The organism is Chryseotalea sanaruensis, assembly GCF_003990915.1.
In the GTDB taxonomy this organism is placed as follows: domain Bacteria; phylum Bacteroidota; class Bacteroidia; order Cytophagales; family Cyclobacteriaceae; genus Chryseotalea; species Chryseotalea sanaruensis.
Genome location: NZ_BHXQ01000003.1, coordinates 431,961 through 446,970 on the forward strand (window position 1 = coordinate 431,961; position 15,010 = coordinate 446,970).

Below are 15,010 nucleotides of genomic sequence, written 5' to 3' on the forward strand. Positions count from 1 at the left end.
AATTTTGTGACTTTTCAGCTTGTGGCGAATTACGAATGAAATCTGGCTATGACCGAAGCAGAAATACGGCAGGAGTATGAAATACTAGATCGTGCTAAGCGTGATTCAAAACACTTTGGCATTCTATATGAAAAGTACTTCGACAGGATCTTCAACTTTATCTATCGCCAAACCGATGATGAAGATTTAACCGCTGACCTCTGCTCACAGACTTTTTTAAATGCACTTAACAATTTAAATCGTTTTGAATTCAGGGGACTGCCACTATCTGCCTGGTTTTACAGAATTGCAGCCAATGAGGTAAATAAACATTACAGAAAGAAGAAAACGGATCGCGTCTTCAGCTTAGAAGAAATTCGAATAAAAGAGTTGATGGATCAGGGGAATGAAGGCTGGGATGAAGACCTGATTAAACAATTGTTGGTATATTTTAAAGAACTACCAACAGACATGCTAGAGGTGTTGGAACTTCGCTTTTTCGAAGATAAAGATTTTAAAGAAATTGCGTTTATTCTCGATATCACAGAAAGTGGAGCAAAAATGAGAACCTACAGAGCGCTTGACCGTTTACGTAAACAATTTAACCTGAGTATTAAGTACGATGGCAAGAAATGACATAAGGTTAAGACGTCAGCGAATGACTACCGGCAATATTGCAAGACATCGCAATTACGGTGACATTATGGAACGCCACGAACGTGACCAGAAGTGGAAACGTATGTTTAAAGTATTCATTTACTTTTTAATTGCAGCTTTTCTCACCATCATATTAATTATCGTATTACGGTGGGAACAAAGGGAAAATAAAGATCTAAATGCCAATACCAAAAAGGCTATTGAGCTTGCTTCGCCTCCAATGCTTTCTTAAAAGCAATTCTACCTTCTTCAATTATTTCGTTGGCCCTGTAAAATTCAAACACACCACAGGCATCGCGCGAAATTTCAACCACCAAATCAGGTTTATGCATTTCAATCATTAAATCGGTTAAACGATCCAAAGTAATATCGTACGATTTATTCATCAAATCAAAAAAGCCAAGCTTCTCCACAGTCTCCTCTGCCTTACTATCGAAGCGCAAAATCTGTGTTCTGAAATGATCGAGCATGCGCAGGTAAGCAGCCTTCTCTTCATTTACAACAGGAGCTGCTACTTTTTTTATATCAGCTTTATTTCCATTCACATTAACTGCTACTAACCATTCATCAGGTTCGCGCTTAACCAAATTCATGGGTAAAGGATTAAGCACACCGCCATCTACCAGTTGTCTTTGTCCATCAACAACAGGAGTGAAGATTGTCGGAATAGCAACAGATGCTCTAAGCGCCTTAAATAAACTTCCTGACCGAAAATAAATTTCTTCTCGCGCTATCAGATCACAGGCAACAGCTGTAAAGGGAATAGTGAATTTATCAATTTCGTGGTAACCAATGAGTTGTTCAATTGCCTTGAAAACACGATCACCTTTTACTATACCCTGAGAAGATAGTGTAAAATCTAACAGCTTGAATACATCAAAGCGACTCAAGCTTATCAGCCAATGTTTATATTCATCCATATGGCCTGCACAATAGAGTCCGCCAACAATAGCACCCATCGAGCAACCTGCTACTTCTTTAATTACAAAACCAGCTTTTTGAAGCTCCTCTATAACGCCTATGTGCGCCATACCTCGAGCCCCACCGCTACCCAGTACTAAGCGTACATTTTTCATATACTTATCAATTCATATCAGAAGTTATACTCTAATTCTTTATCTGATATTCTATCTTCTATTCCATCATTTCCCCACAAAATTCGGCTTCCTCTTTTCCAAAAACGCCTGTACACCCTCCTTATAATCCTGAGAGCTACCGGCAATTTCCTGACAGTACGCTTCATAGTCTAGCATCTCATCCAGGGAAGCTGTCTGCGCTTTGTTCAACATTTTCTTTATTAAGCCAATCGATTTTGTTGGTGCCTTCGCGTAAAAGTCAGTGTAACCTTTCACCGCTGCATCTAACTCCCCCGCTGGCACAGCCTTATTAATCAAGCCAATACTCACAGCCTCACTTGCTTTCAGCCTGTTGCCCATGCTGCACAATTCAAAAGCTTTATTAAAGCCTACGGCTCTTGGTAAAAAGAAAGACGAACCAGAGTCTGGCACCAAACCAATATTGATAAAAATCTCAATCAATTGTGCTTCCTCATTGGCAACAATCACATCGCAAGCCAAGGCAATAGAACAACCAGCACCTGCTGCTACACCATTCATACGACAAACAATGGGCTTCGGTAAATTACGCATCGCGCGAATAATCGGATTGTAACGTTTGTGTAAAGAATCCATAAACGAACGTTTCTGCTGACCACTAGCAGCTTTCAAATCCTGACCCGAACAAAAAGCTTTACCCTCACCTGTCAACACCACCACACGAACCAATTCATCTTTGGCAACAGCCTTCAATGCATCCTGTAGTTCATAAGTAATCTCATCATTCAATGCATTGTAAACATCAGGTCTGTTTAAAGTAATGCTAGCAACACCTTCTGCTACATCATATTTCAAAAAAGTATAAGCCATATTTTTTAATTAAAATAAATAGATCATCCCAATAGTACTCACCAAACAACCAACGCCAAATCCAACCATCACTTCTTTTACTGTATGTACCTGTAAATATAAGCGAGCAGTCATAACAGCACCCATAATCATAATAACAACAAGTAAAGGATAAAATAGTACTCCGTTCTCCGTCATCGAATTCAACATCACCAGCATCACCATAAAACCACCCATCGCCAGACTATGTATGCTTGCCTTCATCCATAAGGTGACGATAAAAGAAGCTAATACCAAAGCATCAACTATGAACAAGAACTTCATAAATGGATCTTGCAAGCCGAAATGCAATTTAAGATGTAATAAAAAAGTAATCACACAATACAATAACGTAATCATCAAAAATGGCGCAATACGCTCTTTTCGTAAGGGCATACTCATAGATGAGATCGTACCAAACACCTTAAAGAAATATACGTTAATAGCAGGCAGCAGAAATGTGCAAATAAAAATCAGCATCAAAACACCGCGAAATGATCGATCGCTAACAGGAAACATAGCCGGTGGATATAACCACGCAAACAGGGAAAATAAATAAGTGGCTAAGAGTAAAGGATGAGTAATAACAGAAATGAACTGGGCTAATAACTTCATTCAATTAATTTTAAATTTGAAATTTGAAATTTCAAATTGTCTACAATTCCTTTCTCAACCTCGCTACCGGTATATTAAGCTGCTCGCGGTACTTCGCCACAGTTCTTCTGGCAATGTTATACCCCTTCTCATTCAAAATCTTTTCAATCTTATCATCCGAAAGTGGTTTACCTTTAGGTTCAGCCACAATCAAATCTTTAATAATCTGCTTCACCTCTCTGCTACTTACCTCTTCGCCAGAGTCTGTTGCAATACCTTCAGAGAAAAAATACTTCAACGGAAAAATACCAAAATCAGTTTGCACTGCTTTGCTGCTGGCCACACGCGAAACAGTGGAGATATCCATATTAATCATCGTAGCAATATCTTTCAAAATCATAGGCTTCAACTTCGTCTCATCCCCTTCCTGAAAGTAATCATACTGAAAATCAACAATGGCCTTCATCGTGCGCAACAAAGTCTGTTGTCTTTGTTTAATCGCATCAATAAACCATTTAGCAGCATCCAACTTCTGTTTTACAAAAGTTACAGCCTCTTTTAATTTCTTGTCTTTCTTATCGCCTTTGTCGTAAGCCTTAAACATATCGGTGTACGATCGACTAATACGCAACTCAGGTGCATTGCGAGAATTCAGTGCCAAGTCCAACTTGCCATTGTTGTTCGTTAAAATAAAATCCGGAATAATCACCTGATTTTTAGAAACACCCGTAGTGGCACTCACACCACCCGGTTTAGGATTCAAGCCTGAAATCAATGTGATGATATCCTTAATATCATCAGCATCTTCTTCAGCTATATCAAGTTTCTTAATAATTTTATCGTAATGTTTCTTTGTAAACTCCTCATAGCAATCACGCACCGTCTGCATGGCTTTCTCCACCACATACGACTTCGTAAATTTATCAGCATCATCTTCTTCAATGCTTTGCTTCAAACGTTCAAGTTGCAGCAACAAACATTCCTGCAAATTTCGGGCAGCAATGCCAGCCGGATCAAAACTTTGAATTTTCTTTAAAATAGTTTCTACTTCTTCAGCTGTAGTATCAATGCCCTGCGAGAAAGCTAGGTCATTAACAATAGCATCAAGTTCTCTTCTTATGTAGCCATCATTTTCAATACTACCAATAAGTTGTTTGCCAATATTGCTTTGCTTTTCATCAAGACCCAGGTAGCCAAGTTGCGTTAGCAACAACTCTTGTAAACTGGTGCCCATCACCATTGGCATCTCACGATCGTCCTCATCGCCATCGCCATCACCCTGCATCTTATACCCACTGTAGTCATCATCTCGCAGGTAGTCATTAATGTCTAGTTCATCATCACCACTGGATGTCTCACCATATTCTTCTGGCTCAGCCTCTGCCGTATTATCATCAGTGGTGTCTGGTGTCTCTGTCTCACCCTCTTCCAAAGCAGGATTTATTTCCAGTTCCTCTTCAATTCTTGTCTCCAACTCGGCAGTAGGTACCTGTAGCAGTTTAATAAACTGAATCTGCTGCGGAGACAGCTTTTGTTGTAACGACTGATTTAACCCTAGTTTCTGCATACCTGAATTCTAAACAAAGTTATCATTTCAACGCAAGCCATAAAAAAAATCATGCCACAAGTATCAATTCTTTTGGCGGCTTTTTTGTACCTGCCTCCCGCTGCAAAACCATAAGCACAGGCAGGTACTCAAACCGGGCTATTCGCTACAATCTTTTTGCGCCAGCCCACAAATCCCAGCGGCAAAAAGGATTTACGCTACTATCCCTGGCCGATAGGGTTTCATAAAAATGAGTCTGGCATAAAAACTAAACACGAGTTCAAATAGCCTGCATTTCAGCACTTTACAAAATATTTTAACCCATAGTTTGTGTCCTCACAGACCATCTCTCTTCTTTAACATGGTCTTTATCCTCACAGACCATCCATTTCGGTCTGTGAGGACACAGACCGAGGAGTAGAATACTGGTTCGTGAAGACACGAACCAAGGCATTGGCATTGAACGAGCTGGCGTTTTGATGACAACACATCCTTTTCAATTTTGACAAGTCTTGCCAATTCACGTTTTTTGCGGTCTTTATTGAAAGTGTGCCTTACAAAATCTGTAACAGCATTCAGCCAAAACGATTATGAGAACAGCTAAAATCAAAGATTTACTTAAAACCACCCCTGCTAACCAACATGTTACTGTACAGGGTTGGGTAAAAACCTTCCGCAACAACCAGTTTATTTCCATGAACGATGGATCAACCATTAATAATTTACAGGCTGTTGTTGAGTTGGGTAAGTTTGACGAAGCCACACTCAAGCGCATTACAACCGGAGCATGTCTCGCAGTTACTGGCGAACTAATTCCTTCACCAGCAAAAGGCCAAACGGTAGAAGTAAAAGTTGAGAGCATCGAGATTTATGGTGACAGCGATCCTGAATCTTTTCCGCTTCAGCCTAAAAAACACTCCCTTGAATTCCTTCGTGAAATAGCCCATTTACGTGTACGCACTAACACTTTCAGTGCTGTTTTCCGCGTAAGGCATAACATGGCTTTTGCTGTGCATAAGTTTTTTAACGACAGAGGTTTCTTCTACATACACACACCCATCATTACGGGTTCCGATGCTGAAGGTGCTGGTGATATGTTCCGTGTAACCACGCTTGACATGGAAAAACCACCACGTACAGAAGAAGGAAAAATTAATTATAAAGAAGACTTCTTCGGCCGCGAAGCTAACCTCACTGTTTCCGGTCAGCTGGAAGGCGAAACTTTTGCCATGGGGCTTGGCGATATCTATACTTTCGGCCCAACATTTCGTGCCGAAAATTCCAATACCTCACGTCACTTAGCAGAGTTCTGGATGATAGAACCAGAAATGGCTTTCTACGACATTAACGACAACATGCAGTTGGCACAAGACTTCATTCAATACTTGTGTAAATATGCTTTAGACAATTGCCAGGAAGATCTCGAATTCCTCGATAAGCGCGCTAAAGAAGAAGAAGCAGCCAAACCACAAGATCAGCGCAGCGAACTAGGTTTAATCGAAAGACTAAAGTTTGTTGTCGAAAATGATTTCCAACGCCTTACTTATACAGAGGCCATTGATATTCTCAGAGAATCCACACCCAACAAGAAGAAGAAATTCCAGTATTTGATCAACGAATGGGGAGCCGATTTACAAAGTGAGCACGAACGCTTTCTGGTGGAAAAACATTTTAAGAAACCTGTTATCCTCTACAACTACCCGGCAGCTATCAAATCGTTCTACATGCGCCAGAACGAAGATGGAAAAACAGTAGCCGCAATGGATGTACTTTTCCCGGGTATTGGCGAAATCATTGGTGGATCACAACGCGAAGAGCGCTACGATCGCCTGATAAATCGTGTTAAAGAATTAGGCATCTCTGAAGAAACGATTTGGTGGTATTTAGAACTGCGTAAATTCGGTACTGCTCCGCACGCAGGTTTTGGTTTAGGCTTCGAACGATTAATTCAGTTCGTTACCGGCATGACCAACATCCGCGATGTAATCGCTTACCCACGCTACCCAGGCAGCGCTGAGTTTTAATTATTCCTCATACATGGTCTGTGCATCACAGACCATTACCATCTAATCTTCCTCATCGTTAGCAAAGCAACGCTGAGGAAATCAAACTCCTCCTCCATGGTCTGTGTCCCCACAGACCATTCCTGCCTGTTCCTAGTTAATCTGACGCTAATTGCAATTTGCTACTAATCAATTATCTTTATTTACTATATGGAGATTTGCAATCCAGCTAGTATTATAGTTACATTACTTACCCCATCATCAAAATGAAAAAGATAAAATTTTTCTCAGCATTTTCAGTATTGTTTTTTCTCTCAACTTTTAGCTTCGCGCAAACAGAAAAACCCACATACAAATCAGCTGCTGATAGCTTCGAAAAGAATTACAATGCAGATAATTACGATGCAATCTTTGCAGGCTTCTCACCTGAAATGCAAAAAGCATTACCTATAGAAAAAACCAAAGAATTTCTAACAAGCTTAAAACAACAGGCTGGAAAAATTACCAAGCGTGAATTTGTAAAATACGAGCAAAGCTATGCAGTCTATAAAACAAATTTTGAAAAAGCACTTCTTGCCCTTACAGTCTCAGTTGACGATAAATCAGCAATAAATGGCTTTTTTATAAAACCCTTTATAGAAGATAATCTACCAAAACCAGAGCGCAATACTACCAAGTTAATGCTGCCATTTAAGGACGAATGGCATGTAGTATGGGGTGGAGATACCAAAGAAATAAACTACCATGTTGAAAGTAAAGCTCAGAAAAATGCTTTTGATATGGTCATCAAAAATGAAAAAGGGAATTCATATAAAACGGATGGAAAAACTAATGAAGATTACTATGCCTTCAATAAAGAATTAATCGCTCCTTGCGATGGTACAGTTGTTTTAGTTGTAGATGGTATAAAAGACAACGAACCCGGAGCTTCAAACCCATTGTATGTTCCAGGTAATACAGTAATTATAAAAACAGCTAATAATGAATATTTGTTTTTTGGACACTTCAAACAAAACTCCATTGTTGTAAAACAAGGGCAGAAAGTAAATCAAGGACAACTATTAGGACTCTGTGGCAATTCTGGAAATTCCTCTGAGCCTCATTTACACTTTCATATCCAAAATGTAGAGGATATGAATGTGGCAACCGGAATAAAATGCTACTTCGATAAGATTCTTGTAAATGGAGAGGCTAAGACTAACTACTCACCCATTCAACACCAAAAAGTAAAAAACCAATAGAGAATTTAAAAGGGTATTTTCTAATGTTCTCTCATGAAAATCACCGTTGGATCACACTGAAGAATAACTTCTCAAGATTATAACCTTCGAAGGGATATTGTTATTAAGAATTTTTTTAAGTCCGCCAATACTTGTAAGATATCAATACCATGTTAACGGGTATAAAAATAAAAAGAGTAGAAAAACAAGATGAAATTCCATTCAATTTGCTTTTACTAGCTGATCCTTCAAAAGAAAACATCAATAAATACATTTTTAGCGCTGACATTTATACAGTCAAAAAAGAAGGGCTCATCATCGGCTGCTATGTGCTTCAATCCGTAAATCGTGAAAGTATCGAAATAAAAAATATAGCAATTGAGCCTGCATACCAAGGTAAAGGCGTTGGTACTCATTTATTGAATCATGCTTTTGAAATCGCCAAAACGAAAGGATTCGAAAAAATACTTATTGGAACCGGTAACTCCAGCGTGGCACAACTGTGCCTATATCAAAAAGTTGGCTTCCGTATCAATAAAATAATAAAAGATTTCTTTACCGATAACTATGATGAACCCATCATTGAAAATGGAATTGAATGCAGAGATATGATTATACTTTCAAAAGATTTATAAGCATCAAAATTCTGCAGTCTTAATAGCAGCACCAAATCACCACTATCCGCATTAAAATTTACTGCTTTTAAAAAATCTCACCCTTATAAAGGGAGCGTTCTTAATCAATCGAGATTAGTTTTACCAACATCTTTGGTGAAACGTAACTTTAAAAAAGTTCCAGCGTTACAATCGCATTGTTACCAAAAAAATTATACTGATGTTTCATAACTCAAAAATTTTAATATTCATTACAACACTGAGTACATTTATAAGCTGTAAAGATGATGAACCAATCACACCTACCCCAACTAGTGTTACTATTGAAAATAATTCTTACCCAACCATAACCTTTGGTGATCAAACATGGACAATAGTTAATTACGCAGGTACTGGTGGTTTGAGTTTTGACGCCACTAATTCTAAACCTGAATATGGAAAGTACTATACTAAAGCAGAGGTAGAGGCTATTATTCTGCCTGAAGGTTGGCGCTTACCTACAGTCGAAGATTTTAAAAAACTAGCAGCGTTTCATAACATTACTATACCCAGTTATGGCACGGAAACAGAAAAAATAAAAACACTCACTTCGGTAAGCAATTGGAAAAATGTTAATGGCACCAACACTTCCAAATTTAATATCTATCCCACTGGTTACATCTTTGGTACAGGTCAGCCTCTCGATGGTGATGTTGCAGAGTTCTGGATGACAGAAGGTTTATCCTTAAGTATTCAAGAGGGAGGACTTAACATGACTTCGCTAAGAATGGTAGTTTACGATAGTAACGACAGTCCTGATTACAGATTTACAGTAAGGTTTGTTAAAGATAATTAGAACTTAAATCTCTCAATCTATAACCCAAAACTATACACATAGCCAACATTGCCAGTAAACTCTGTAAAAGATTTTTGTTCAGCGTTATTTGTTTTCCTTTCAATCATAGCCGCACTTAAAGTAAGCACATGCTTCTTTTTCAATGTAAGAGCCCCACTTGTCTTAAAATTCAGTACTGCATTGCCAGAAGTAAATTGATTATTTGTATTGTTATACGAGCTTGAAAACATTAACCTGAATTTCTTATCAAAAAAAGTGTGCGATAAAGACAACACAGGACCAAATGTTTGTGAGTCAATTCCTGAACCTCTATTAACTGAGGTGTTTAAAGAGAAGCTCATAAGTATATTTTGGGGCACCCAATTAATAGAGTAAGCAACATTTGTATTATAAAATGCTGTACCACCGTTTTGCTTGACGCCTCCCTGCTTATCCGCAGCGGTTTGGTACATTAAATTAACACTCATGTTTTGCTTTCTGTCTTCACTCTTCCCCAAAGAGTATGAAAATGAAAGATTGGCACTTTGCGACAACTGCGTGAAGTTCAACGTATCAAGATTATCATAAGGACTTAGCTGGTTGATATCAACAAACTGAGAACGTATGTTGGCAAAAGATTGAAAAGTGGAATACGCAGCTGATAAAGTAGCTTGTTGTGATGGAGTATAGTTCACATTAATTGACCCAATCATTCTTCTAAAGCTACTTAGTTTTTCCTGATCAAGATTATCACGTTGCGTACCCACACTTGCATTGACTTGCATTTTACTTTTCAATAAACTGGATGCTACATTGATTGTAATATTTTCTAAATCGCTATTAAAAAAATAAGCACCATGCGTTCTGTATCCAGGGTCAATACGTTCAAAACCCAATCCAATGCTTTGCCCGGAAAACTGATAATTGAATGAGGCTTTAAAAGCCTGATAATAGGCTGACGATGATCGGGAAGTAAACAAAAATTCAGGACTCGCTAAAATATGACTCTGGTGAATAGCTGTATCTCTTGTATCACGTGTTAAAGCACTACCAGCCAGTTCTGCATGCAATAAAAATTGTTTGAGTACAGTGGTGCCACACGCAAAACTAACTACCAGATTTTCTTCTGCAAAAATACTCAAGCTATCTGGCAATGCACCTATTGAGTTTAAATCATCTGTCGATCTGAAAAGAATGAAGTCAATTGAATTTTTACCGTCTTTATAACCTGCCTTAAAGCCTGTACCCATTCGCTCAAAAGCAGGTGTTGCATCACTATAGGTTGTATCATACGTTACTGGTTTTAGAAATCTACCATGTAATGCGTTTAACGACCACCTACCTTCTGGCACTACATCTATGCCCGCACCTAAAAAAATATGTCCGCTAACCGTATAAGGCGAGAAAGACATACTCGTATAGCCCAAGTGTGCAGTAACAAATTTATAACTAGGGTTAATACTATACTGATTAAAAGGTTGCTGAAAAGAAGTGTTTTGGTTAGAGAGCGAAAAACTAAACGGAATGCTCCATCCGTAAATAGATAAATTCAAACTTGCATTAGCAAAGTAAGTATAAGGCACTCGTCTGGATTCAATACCACTTACACCATAAAACAATTGACTGAAAGAGGTAGACCCGTTAATCGCTAGCGGCTTCTCATTTCCGATATCATCTAGTTCTTGTCCGTAAACAAAGCTTACTGAAAATATTTGCATCACTAGAAATAGAATGAATTTTTGCATGTTCATTTCCAACGAGTTATAGCGGCTGGAAAACAAAATTAGAACAAGGCAATATTCAAACAAATGAGGCATGTCAAACGAACCTGCCTATTATCTGGATTGCATACAAACAATGAGAAAGAAAAACGAGTTAATTAATCGAAATACAAGATTGTGCTTCTAAATGAAGAAAACACTCTATTTCAATTTGATCTTTTATGCACAACAATTGATCTGCGGCCGATTAGAATACTTCTTTAACACAAGCAAAAAAAAGCCTCCATTCAAGGACATTGGCTCAATTACTATACAAGTCAATTTTTTCATTTGTTGTGGGTGAGGTTATCTTCTCCTTAAATGACAGTCCCAATTTCTTTAAAAGCTTAACAGAACGATCATTATCACTCTGCACGATAGCGCAAAGTTTTTTTACATGCCAATGTACTTCCGCATATTGCTTAAGTGCCATCGCTATCTCCAAAGCATACCCCTTTCCCATAAACTCTGACAAAAATGCAAAACCAATGTCCGGATGTTCCAAGTATTCTCTTTTAAGCAATCCACACATACCAACCGACTTATTACTATTCTTTAGCACAACCAATGAAAGTCCGTAGCCTAGCTCCACATAACTTTTTAAAGGACCGTTCTTTAAATACTCTTCTGCCTTTTTTATATCACTTACATTTCTATCACCTATATACTGCAACCAACCTGGACTATTTAACAATTCAACAATAAATGGAGCATCAGACAAGTGAAGTTCTTTGAGGTATAGTCTTTCCGTTTCGATTATGTACTTCATGATGCAAGTCTAGAAAATGTATACTTATAACCTAATGGTTTTCAAACAAAAAGTAATTACAAGATAAAATCTTATCGTACTTCCATACTCTATCTTCATTAATACTCATCGATCCAGATTTGAAAGATTGACGCAATTACACCTGTAAAATGTCATGAATGCACTACAGAAAGAACTGTTAAGTATCTGACCTTTGTAAGGTCTTAATTAAATAATATAAATATGAAAACGGAAAACTTACCATCAAGAAAAGCTCACCGAATAGGTTGGGGCTTAAGCGGATTTGCCATACTCTTTCTTGTGTTCGACATTGTTGGAAAATTTTTAAAACCTGAAGCGGTTATTAAAGGAACTGTAGAACTGGGTTATCCTGAAACGATTATTGGTAGTCTTGGTGTTATACTTCTAGTTTGCACACTACTTTATACCATCCCACGGACTTCATTCTTTGGCGCTTTACTTTTAACAGGATATTTAGGAGGTGCCATTGCCACACATGTTCGTATTGGTAATCCACTTTTTAGTCATGTGCTTTTCCCTATTTATGTGGCCCTCTTCATCTGGATAGGTTTATACTTGCGCAGTGCAAAACTGAGAGATCTCGTTGCTTTGAAATAATCATGAGGTGTTAAGGACACATCTGAATAAGATCATTTCAAATTTCAAATTAATAAAAAATGCCGCCCTGAAAATCAAAGCGGCATTTCCTATTTCATAAAAAAATCAGAATTACCCCAACTTATCCAATACATCCATTACTTCGCGCACAGCCTTGCGGCTTGCTTCCATCAATACCTTTTCATCAGCATTCAAGTCTAACTCAATTACTTTTTCTACACCGTTTTTGCCCAATACAACAGGCACACCAAGGTAGCAATCGTTAATACCGTATTCACCCTCCAGTTTGATACAAACAGGGAAAATTCTACGCTGATCTTTCACAATAGCTTCAACCATTTGTGCTGCAGCAGAACCTGGTGCATACCAAGCTGAAGTACCCATCAACTTCACCAATTCACCACCACCAACTTTAGTTCTTTCTAAAATTGCGTTCAACTTGTCTTTATCAATCAACTCAGTTACTGGTATACCAGCTACTGTTGTGTAACGTGGTAGCGGAACCATAGTATCACCATGGCCACCCAATAACATTGCTTGTATATCTTTTGGCGAAATGTTTAATGCTTCTGCCAAGAATGCGCGGTAACGGGCAGTATCTAAAATACCAGCCATACCCATTACGCGTGTGCGTGGCATTTTTGAAGTTAAGTGTGCCTGATACGTCATTACATCCAATGGGTTTGAAACCACAATGATGATGGCATTAGGAGAATACTTAACTACATTTTCAGTCACAGATTTAACAATACCAGCGTTAGTATTAATCAAATCATCGCGGCTCATTCCTGGTTTACGTGGCAAACCAGAAGTGATCACTACTACATCAGAATTAGCCGACTTCGAATAGTCATTGGTTGTACCAATGGTACGAGAATCGTAAAGATCGATGGGTGCTTTTTGCCAGATATCAAGCGCCTTCCCTTCGGCAAAGCCTTCTTTAATATCGACAAGCACAATTTCGTTTGCTACCTCGCGGTAGGCCAACACATCCGCGCAGGTTGCGCCAACATTACCAGCGCCAACGACAGTTATTTTCATATTGATTTTAGATTAAGTTATTGAAAGTCAAAACATTAGACTGCATTTGAACGAGTCTTTCTACGATTTTGTCCCAATGAGCGCGTGAATTTATCAATGGATTGCTCAAAGAAAAAGGATATTAAGTAAAATATGGATTTAAGGTTAAAATGAGTGTCTCTTTGGTATTTTCGCTAAGCTTGAATCGTTCATCAAGTCTGTGGCCTACAACCCAAATAATCTCTTCACCGGATGTTAATACGGTGACTTTCGTCTTATCCACTAGTGAAACCTTGTTATCGATAAGCAAGTCGCTCACCTTTTTACTCCCTTTCATACCTAAAGGATAGAAAGTATCCCCTGCTTGCCATTGTCTCCATTTTAAAGGGAATTGTAGCCTGGCAAAGTCTAACATAGCCACATTAAGATCATTGATAGGTACCTGTTTTGTCCCAACCCTAATCTTCAAATGCCAATTGCCTAAAAAAGCATCCGTCTGATCCCTTTCAATTAGAACAGCATCCAGTTCATCAACTTGCTTACTAATAAGCAACTTGCTTCTATCAACAATCATTTGATAACTGTTCGACAGAAATCTTTTACCTGATTGCTCATGAAGAGCCTGTAGCACCTCCTCGCAGACATCAAAATTAAATCCGAAAGGCTCAGCTACTTTATATAAGATGATAGCAGCTGCATCTATTTCATTAAAACCCTTTTTGTCAATATTTACTACATCGTTTTGAATTGAAACGAATTGATTTTTCCATTGCTGCAAAGCATGATTTAAAAATGATAACTCACCTTGTAATTTACGTTGGCCGCGCATGAAAGAAGATTCCAAAGAAGGATTAAGCTCCTTTAGCTTTGGAATAATCTGATGACGGATAAAATTCCTTTTATACACATCACTATCATTACTGCTATCCTCACGCCAAATCACAGAATTCTCTTTCGCAAAGTCTTCCAACTCCTTTCGTCTGGCAAATAATAAAGGTCTGATGATTTTTCCGTGCTGCGCGGCAATGCCACAAAGACCCGCAAGAGAGGCTGCGTTTGTCCAATTAAACACAGCCGTTTCTATAGAATCATTCAGGTGGTGGGCAGTAGCAATCCACTCATAATTATGCTCTTCAGCAAGACTTTCAAACCACTTATAGCGCAACTCACGGGCAGCCATTTGTACAGAAATACCCTTCTCATTTGCATAGTCTTTTGTGAAGAAATGGGTTGTAAAAAAGGGTATATTTTTCTGCTGACAAACATTTTTAACCAGCGCTTCATCACCATCAGATTCCTCTCCCCGCAATTCAAAATTAACGTGTGCAATGCCGACACTAAAACCGCTTTGGTGGAAAAGCTCAAGCATAACCATAGAATCCAAACCACCACTGACTGCCAGTAATACTTTGGCAGGAGCTTGGATATTGTGTTTATCGGAAAGGTGGCTTATAAATTGCTTTAACACGACTG

At 38.5% G+C, this 15,010-nt stretch carries 15 protein-coding genes; 7 read left to right on the plus strand and 8 right to left on the minus strand.

Translation table 11 applies throughout. The features are described from left to right. The first annotated feature begins 48 nt into the window (after positions 1-48). The gene (locus SanaruYs_RS09785) at positions 49-615 is read left to right on the plus strand and encodes an RNA polymerase sigma factor (protein ID WP_127122370.1); all 567 of its coding nucleotides are present in this window, start codon (positions 49-51) and stop codon (positions 613-615) included. Then, complete coding sequence (locus SanaruYs_RS09790) at positions 602-868, plus strand: hypothetical protein (protein ID WP_127122371.1); 267 nt, start codon at positions 602-604, stop codon at positions 866-868. Before SanaruYs_RS09785 ends, SanaruYs_RS09790 begins: the two co-directional genes overlap by 14 nt. On the opposite strand, the gene SanaruYs_RS09795 is transcribed toward SanaruYs_RS09790, so the two are convergent. The 4 genes from SanaruYs_RS09795 to rpoN form a co-directional block, all read right to left on the minus strand. Continuing rightward, a complete protein-coding gene (locus tag SanaruYs_RS09795) occupies positions 834-1,712 on the minus strand; it encodes a patatin-like phospholipase family protein (protein ID WP_127122372.1) in 879 nt (292 codons plus the stop codon). The genes SanaruYs_RS09790 and SanaruYs_RS09795 overlap by 35 nt on opposite strands. 66 nt (positions 1,713-1,778) lie before the next feature. Then, on the minus strand, positions 1,779-2,561 hold the full coding sequence (locus SanaruYs_RS09800; protein ID WP_127122373.1) for an enoyl-CoA hydratase-related protein: 783 nt from the start codon (positions 2,559-2,561) through the stop codon (positions 1,779-1,781). Between the two features lie 9 nt (positions 2,562-2,570). After that, the gene (locus SanaruYs_RS09805; RefSeq protein WP_127122374.1) at positions 2,571-3,194 is read right to left on the minus strand and encodes a hypothetical protein; all 624 of its coding nucleotides are present in this window, start codon (positions 3,192-3,194) and stop codon (positions 2,571-2,573) included. Positions 3,195-3,234: 40 nt separating this feature from the next. Then, positions 3,235-4,740, minus strand: coding sequence for an RNA polymerase factor sigma-54 (gene rpoN, locus SanaruYs_RS09810; protein WP_127122375.1), 1,506 nt, complete (start codon positions 4,738-4,740; stop codon positions 3,235-3,237). A 569-nt stretch (positions 4,741-5,309) separates the two neighbouring features. On the opposite strand from rpoN, the gene asnS reads away from it, so the two are divergent. The 4 genes from asnS (at position 5,310) to SanaruYs_RS09830 (ending at position 9,391) form a co-directional block, all read left to right on the plus strand. Next, positions 5,310-6,743 carry an asparagine--tRNA ligase gene (asnS, locus tag SanaruYs_RS09815; RefSeq protein WP_127122376.1) on the plus strand — a complete coding sequence of 478 codons (1,434 nt, stop codon included), beginning with the start codon at positions 5,310-5,312 and terminating at the stop codon, positions 6,741-6,743. Positions 6,744-6,988: 245 nt separating this feature from the next. Then, the gene (locus SanaruYs_RS09820) at positions 6,989-7,963 is read left to right on the plus strand and encodes a peptidoglycan DD-metalloendopeptidase family protein (RefSeq protein ID WP_127122377.1); all 975 of its coding nucleotides are present in this window, start codon (positions 6,989-6,991) and stop codon (positions 7,961-7,963) included. A 149-nt stretch (positions 7,964-8,112) separates the two neighbouring features. Further along, positions 8,113-8,577 carry a GNAT family N-acetyltransferase gene (locus SanaruYs_RS09825; protein WP_127122378.1) on the plus strand — a complete coding sequence of 155 codons (465 nt, stop codon included), beginning with the start codon at positions 8,113-8,115 and terminating at the stop codon, positions 8,575-8,577. Positions 8,578-8,776: 199 nt separating this feature from the next. Continuing rightward, entirely contained in the window at positions 8,777-9,391 is a 615-nt protein-coding gene (locus SanaruYs_RS09830) for an FISUMP domain-containing protein (protein ID WP_127122379.1), read from the plus strand. A gap of 17 nt (positions 9,392-9,408) precedes the next feature. Here SanaruYs_RS09830 and SanaruYs_RS09835 read toward each other — a convergent pair whose 3' ends face one another. Continuing rightward, positions 9,409-11,115 (minus strand): TonB-dependent receptor, encoded by a 1,707-nt coding sequence (locus SanaruYs_RS09835; protein WP_127122380.1) that lies wholly within the window; start codon positions 11,113-11,115, stop codon positions 9,409-9,411. A gap of 277 nt (positions 11,116-11,392) precedes the next feature. Then, positions 11,393-11,899, minus strand: a complete 507-nt coding sequence (locus tag SanaruYs_RS09840; protein WP_246011885.1) for a GNAT family N-acetyltransferase — start codon at positions 11,897-11,899, stop codon at positions 11,393-11,395. 222 nt (positions 11,900-12,121) lie between these two features. Between SanaruYs_RS09840 and SanaruYs_RS09845 the strand changes: the two genes are divergently transcribed. Then, positions 12,122-12,517, plus strand: a complete 396-nt coding sequence (locus SanaruYs_RS09845) for a DoxX family protein (RefSeq protein ID WP_127122382.1) — start codon at positions 12,122-12,124, stop codon at positions 12,515-12,517. A gap of 111 nt (positions 12,518-12,628) precedes the next feature. On the opposite strand, the gene mdh is transcribed toward SanaruYs_RS09845, so the two are convergent. Both mdh and tilS read right to left on the minus strand, forming a co-directional pair. Further along, positions 12,629-13,558 carry a malate dehydrogenase gene (gene mdh / locus SanaruYs_RS09850; RefSeq protein WP_127122383.1) on the minus strand — a complete coding sequence of 310 codons (930 nt, stop codon included), beginning with the start codon at positions 13,556-13,558 and terminating at the stop codon, positions 12,629-12,631. Positions 13,559-13,679: 121 nt separating this feature from the next. Beyond that, on the minus strand, positions 13,680-15,005 hold the full coding sequence (gene tilS / locus SanaruYs_RS09855; RefSeq protein WP_160118628.1) for a tRNA lysidine(34) synthetase TilS: 1,326 nt from the start codon (positions 15,003-15,005) through the stop codon (positions 13,680-13,682). Positions 15,006-15,010 lie beyond the last annotated feature (5 nt).

Bases quoted from the DNA above. Each gene is read 5' to 3' on its own strand.
- SanaruYs_RS09785 (WP_127122370.1), top strand. From the start codon at position 49: ATGACCGAAGCAGAAATACGGCAGGAGTATGAAATACTAGATCGTGCT.
- SanaruYs_RS09790 (WP_127122371.1), top strand. From the start codon at position 602: ATGGCAAGAAATGACATAAGGTTAAGACGTCAGCGAATGACTACCGGC.
- SanaruYs_RS09795 (WP_127122372.1), bottom strand. From the start codon at position 1,712: ATGAAAAATGTACGCTTAGTACTGGGTAGCGGTGGGGCTCGAGGTATG.
- SanaruYs_RS09800 (WP_127122373.1), bottom strand. From the start codon at position 2,561: ATGGCTTATACTTTTTTGAAATATGATGTAGCAGAAGGTGTTGCTAGC.
- SanaruYs_RS09805 (WP_127122374.1), bottom strand. From the start codon at position 3,194: ATGAAGTTATTAGCCCAGTTCATTTCTGTTATTACTCATCCTTTACTC.
- rpoN (WP_127122375.1), bottom strand. From the start codon at position 4,740: ATGCAGAAACTAGGGTTAAATCAGTCGTTACAACAAAAGCTGTCTCCG.
- asnS (WP_127122376.1), top strand. From the start codon at position 5,310: ATGAGAACAGCTAAAATCAAAGATTTACTTAAAACCACCCCTGCTAAC.
- SanaruYs_RS09820 (WP_127122377.1), top strand. From the start codon at position 6,989: ATGAAAAAGATAAAATTTTTCTCAGCATTTTCAGTATTGTTTTTTCTC.
- SanaruYs_RS09825 (WP_127122378.1), top strand. From the start codon at position 8,113: ATGTTAACGGGTATAAAAATAAAAAGAGTAGAAAAACAAGATGAAATT.
- SanaruYs_RS09830 (WP_127122379.1), top strand. From the start codon at position 8,777: ATGTTTCATAACTCAAAAATTTTAATATTCATTACAACACTGAGTACA.
- SanaruYs_RS09835 (WP_127122380.1), bottom strand. From the start codon at position 11,115: ATGCAAAAATTCATTCTATTTCTAGTGATGCAAATATTTTCAGTAAGC.
- SanaruYs_RS09840 (WP_246011885.1), bottom strand. From the start codon at position 11,899: ATGAAGTACATAATCGAAACGGAAAGACTATACCTCAAAGAACTTCAC.
- SanaruYs_RS09845 (WP_127122382.1), top strand. From the start codon at position 12,122: ATGAAAACGGAAAACTTACCATCAAGAAAAGCTCACCGAATAGGTTGG.
- mdh (WP_127122383.1), bottom strand. From the start codon at position 13,558: ATGAAAATAACTGTCGTTGGCGCTGGTAATGTTGGCGCAACCTGCGCG.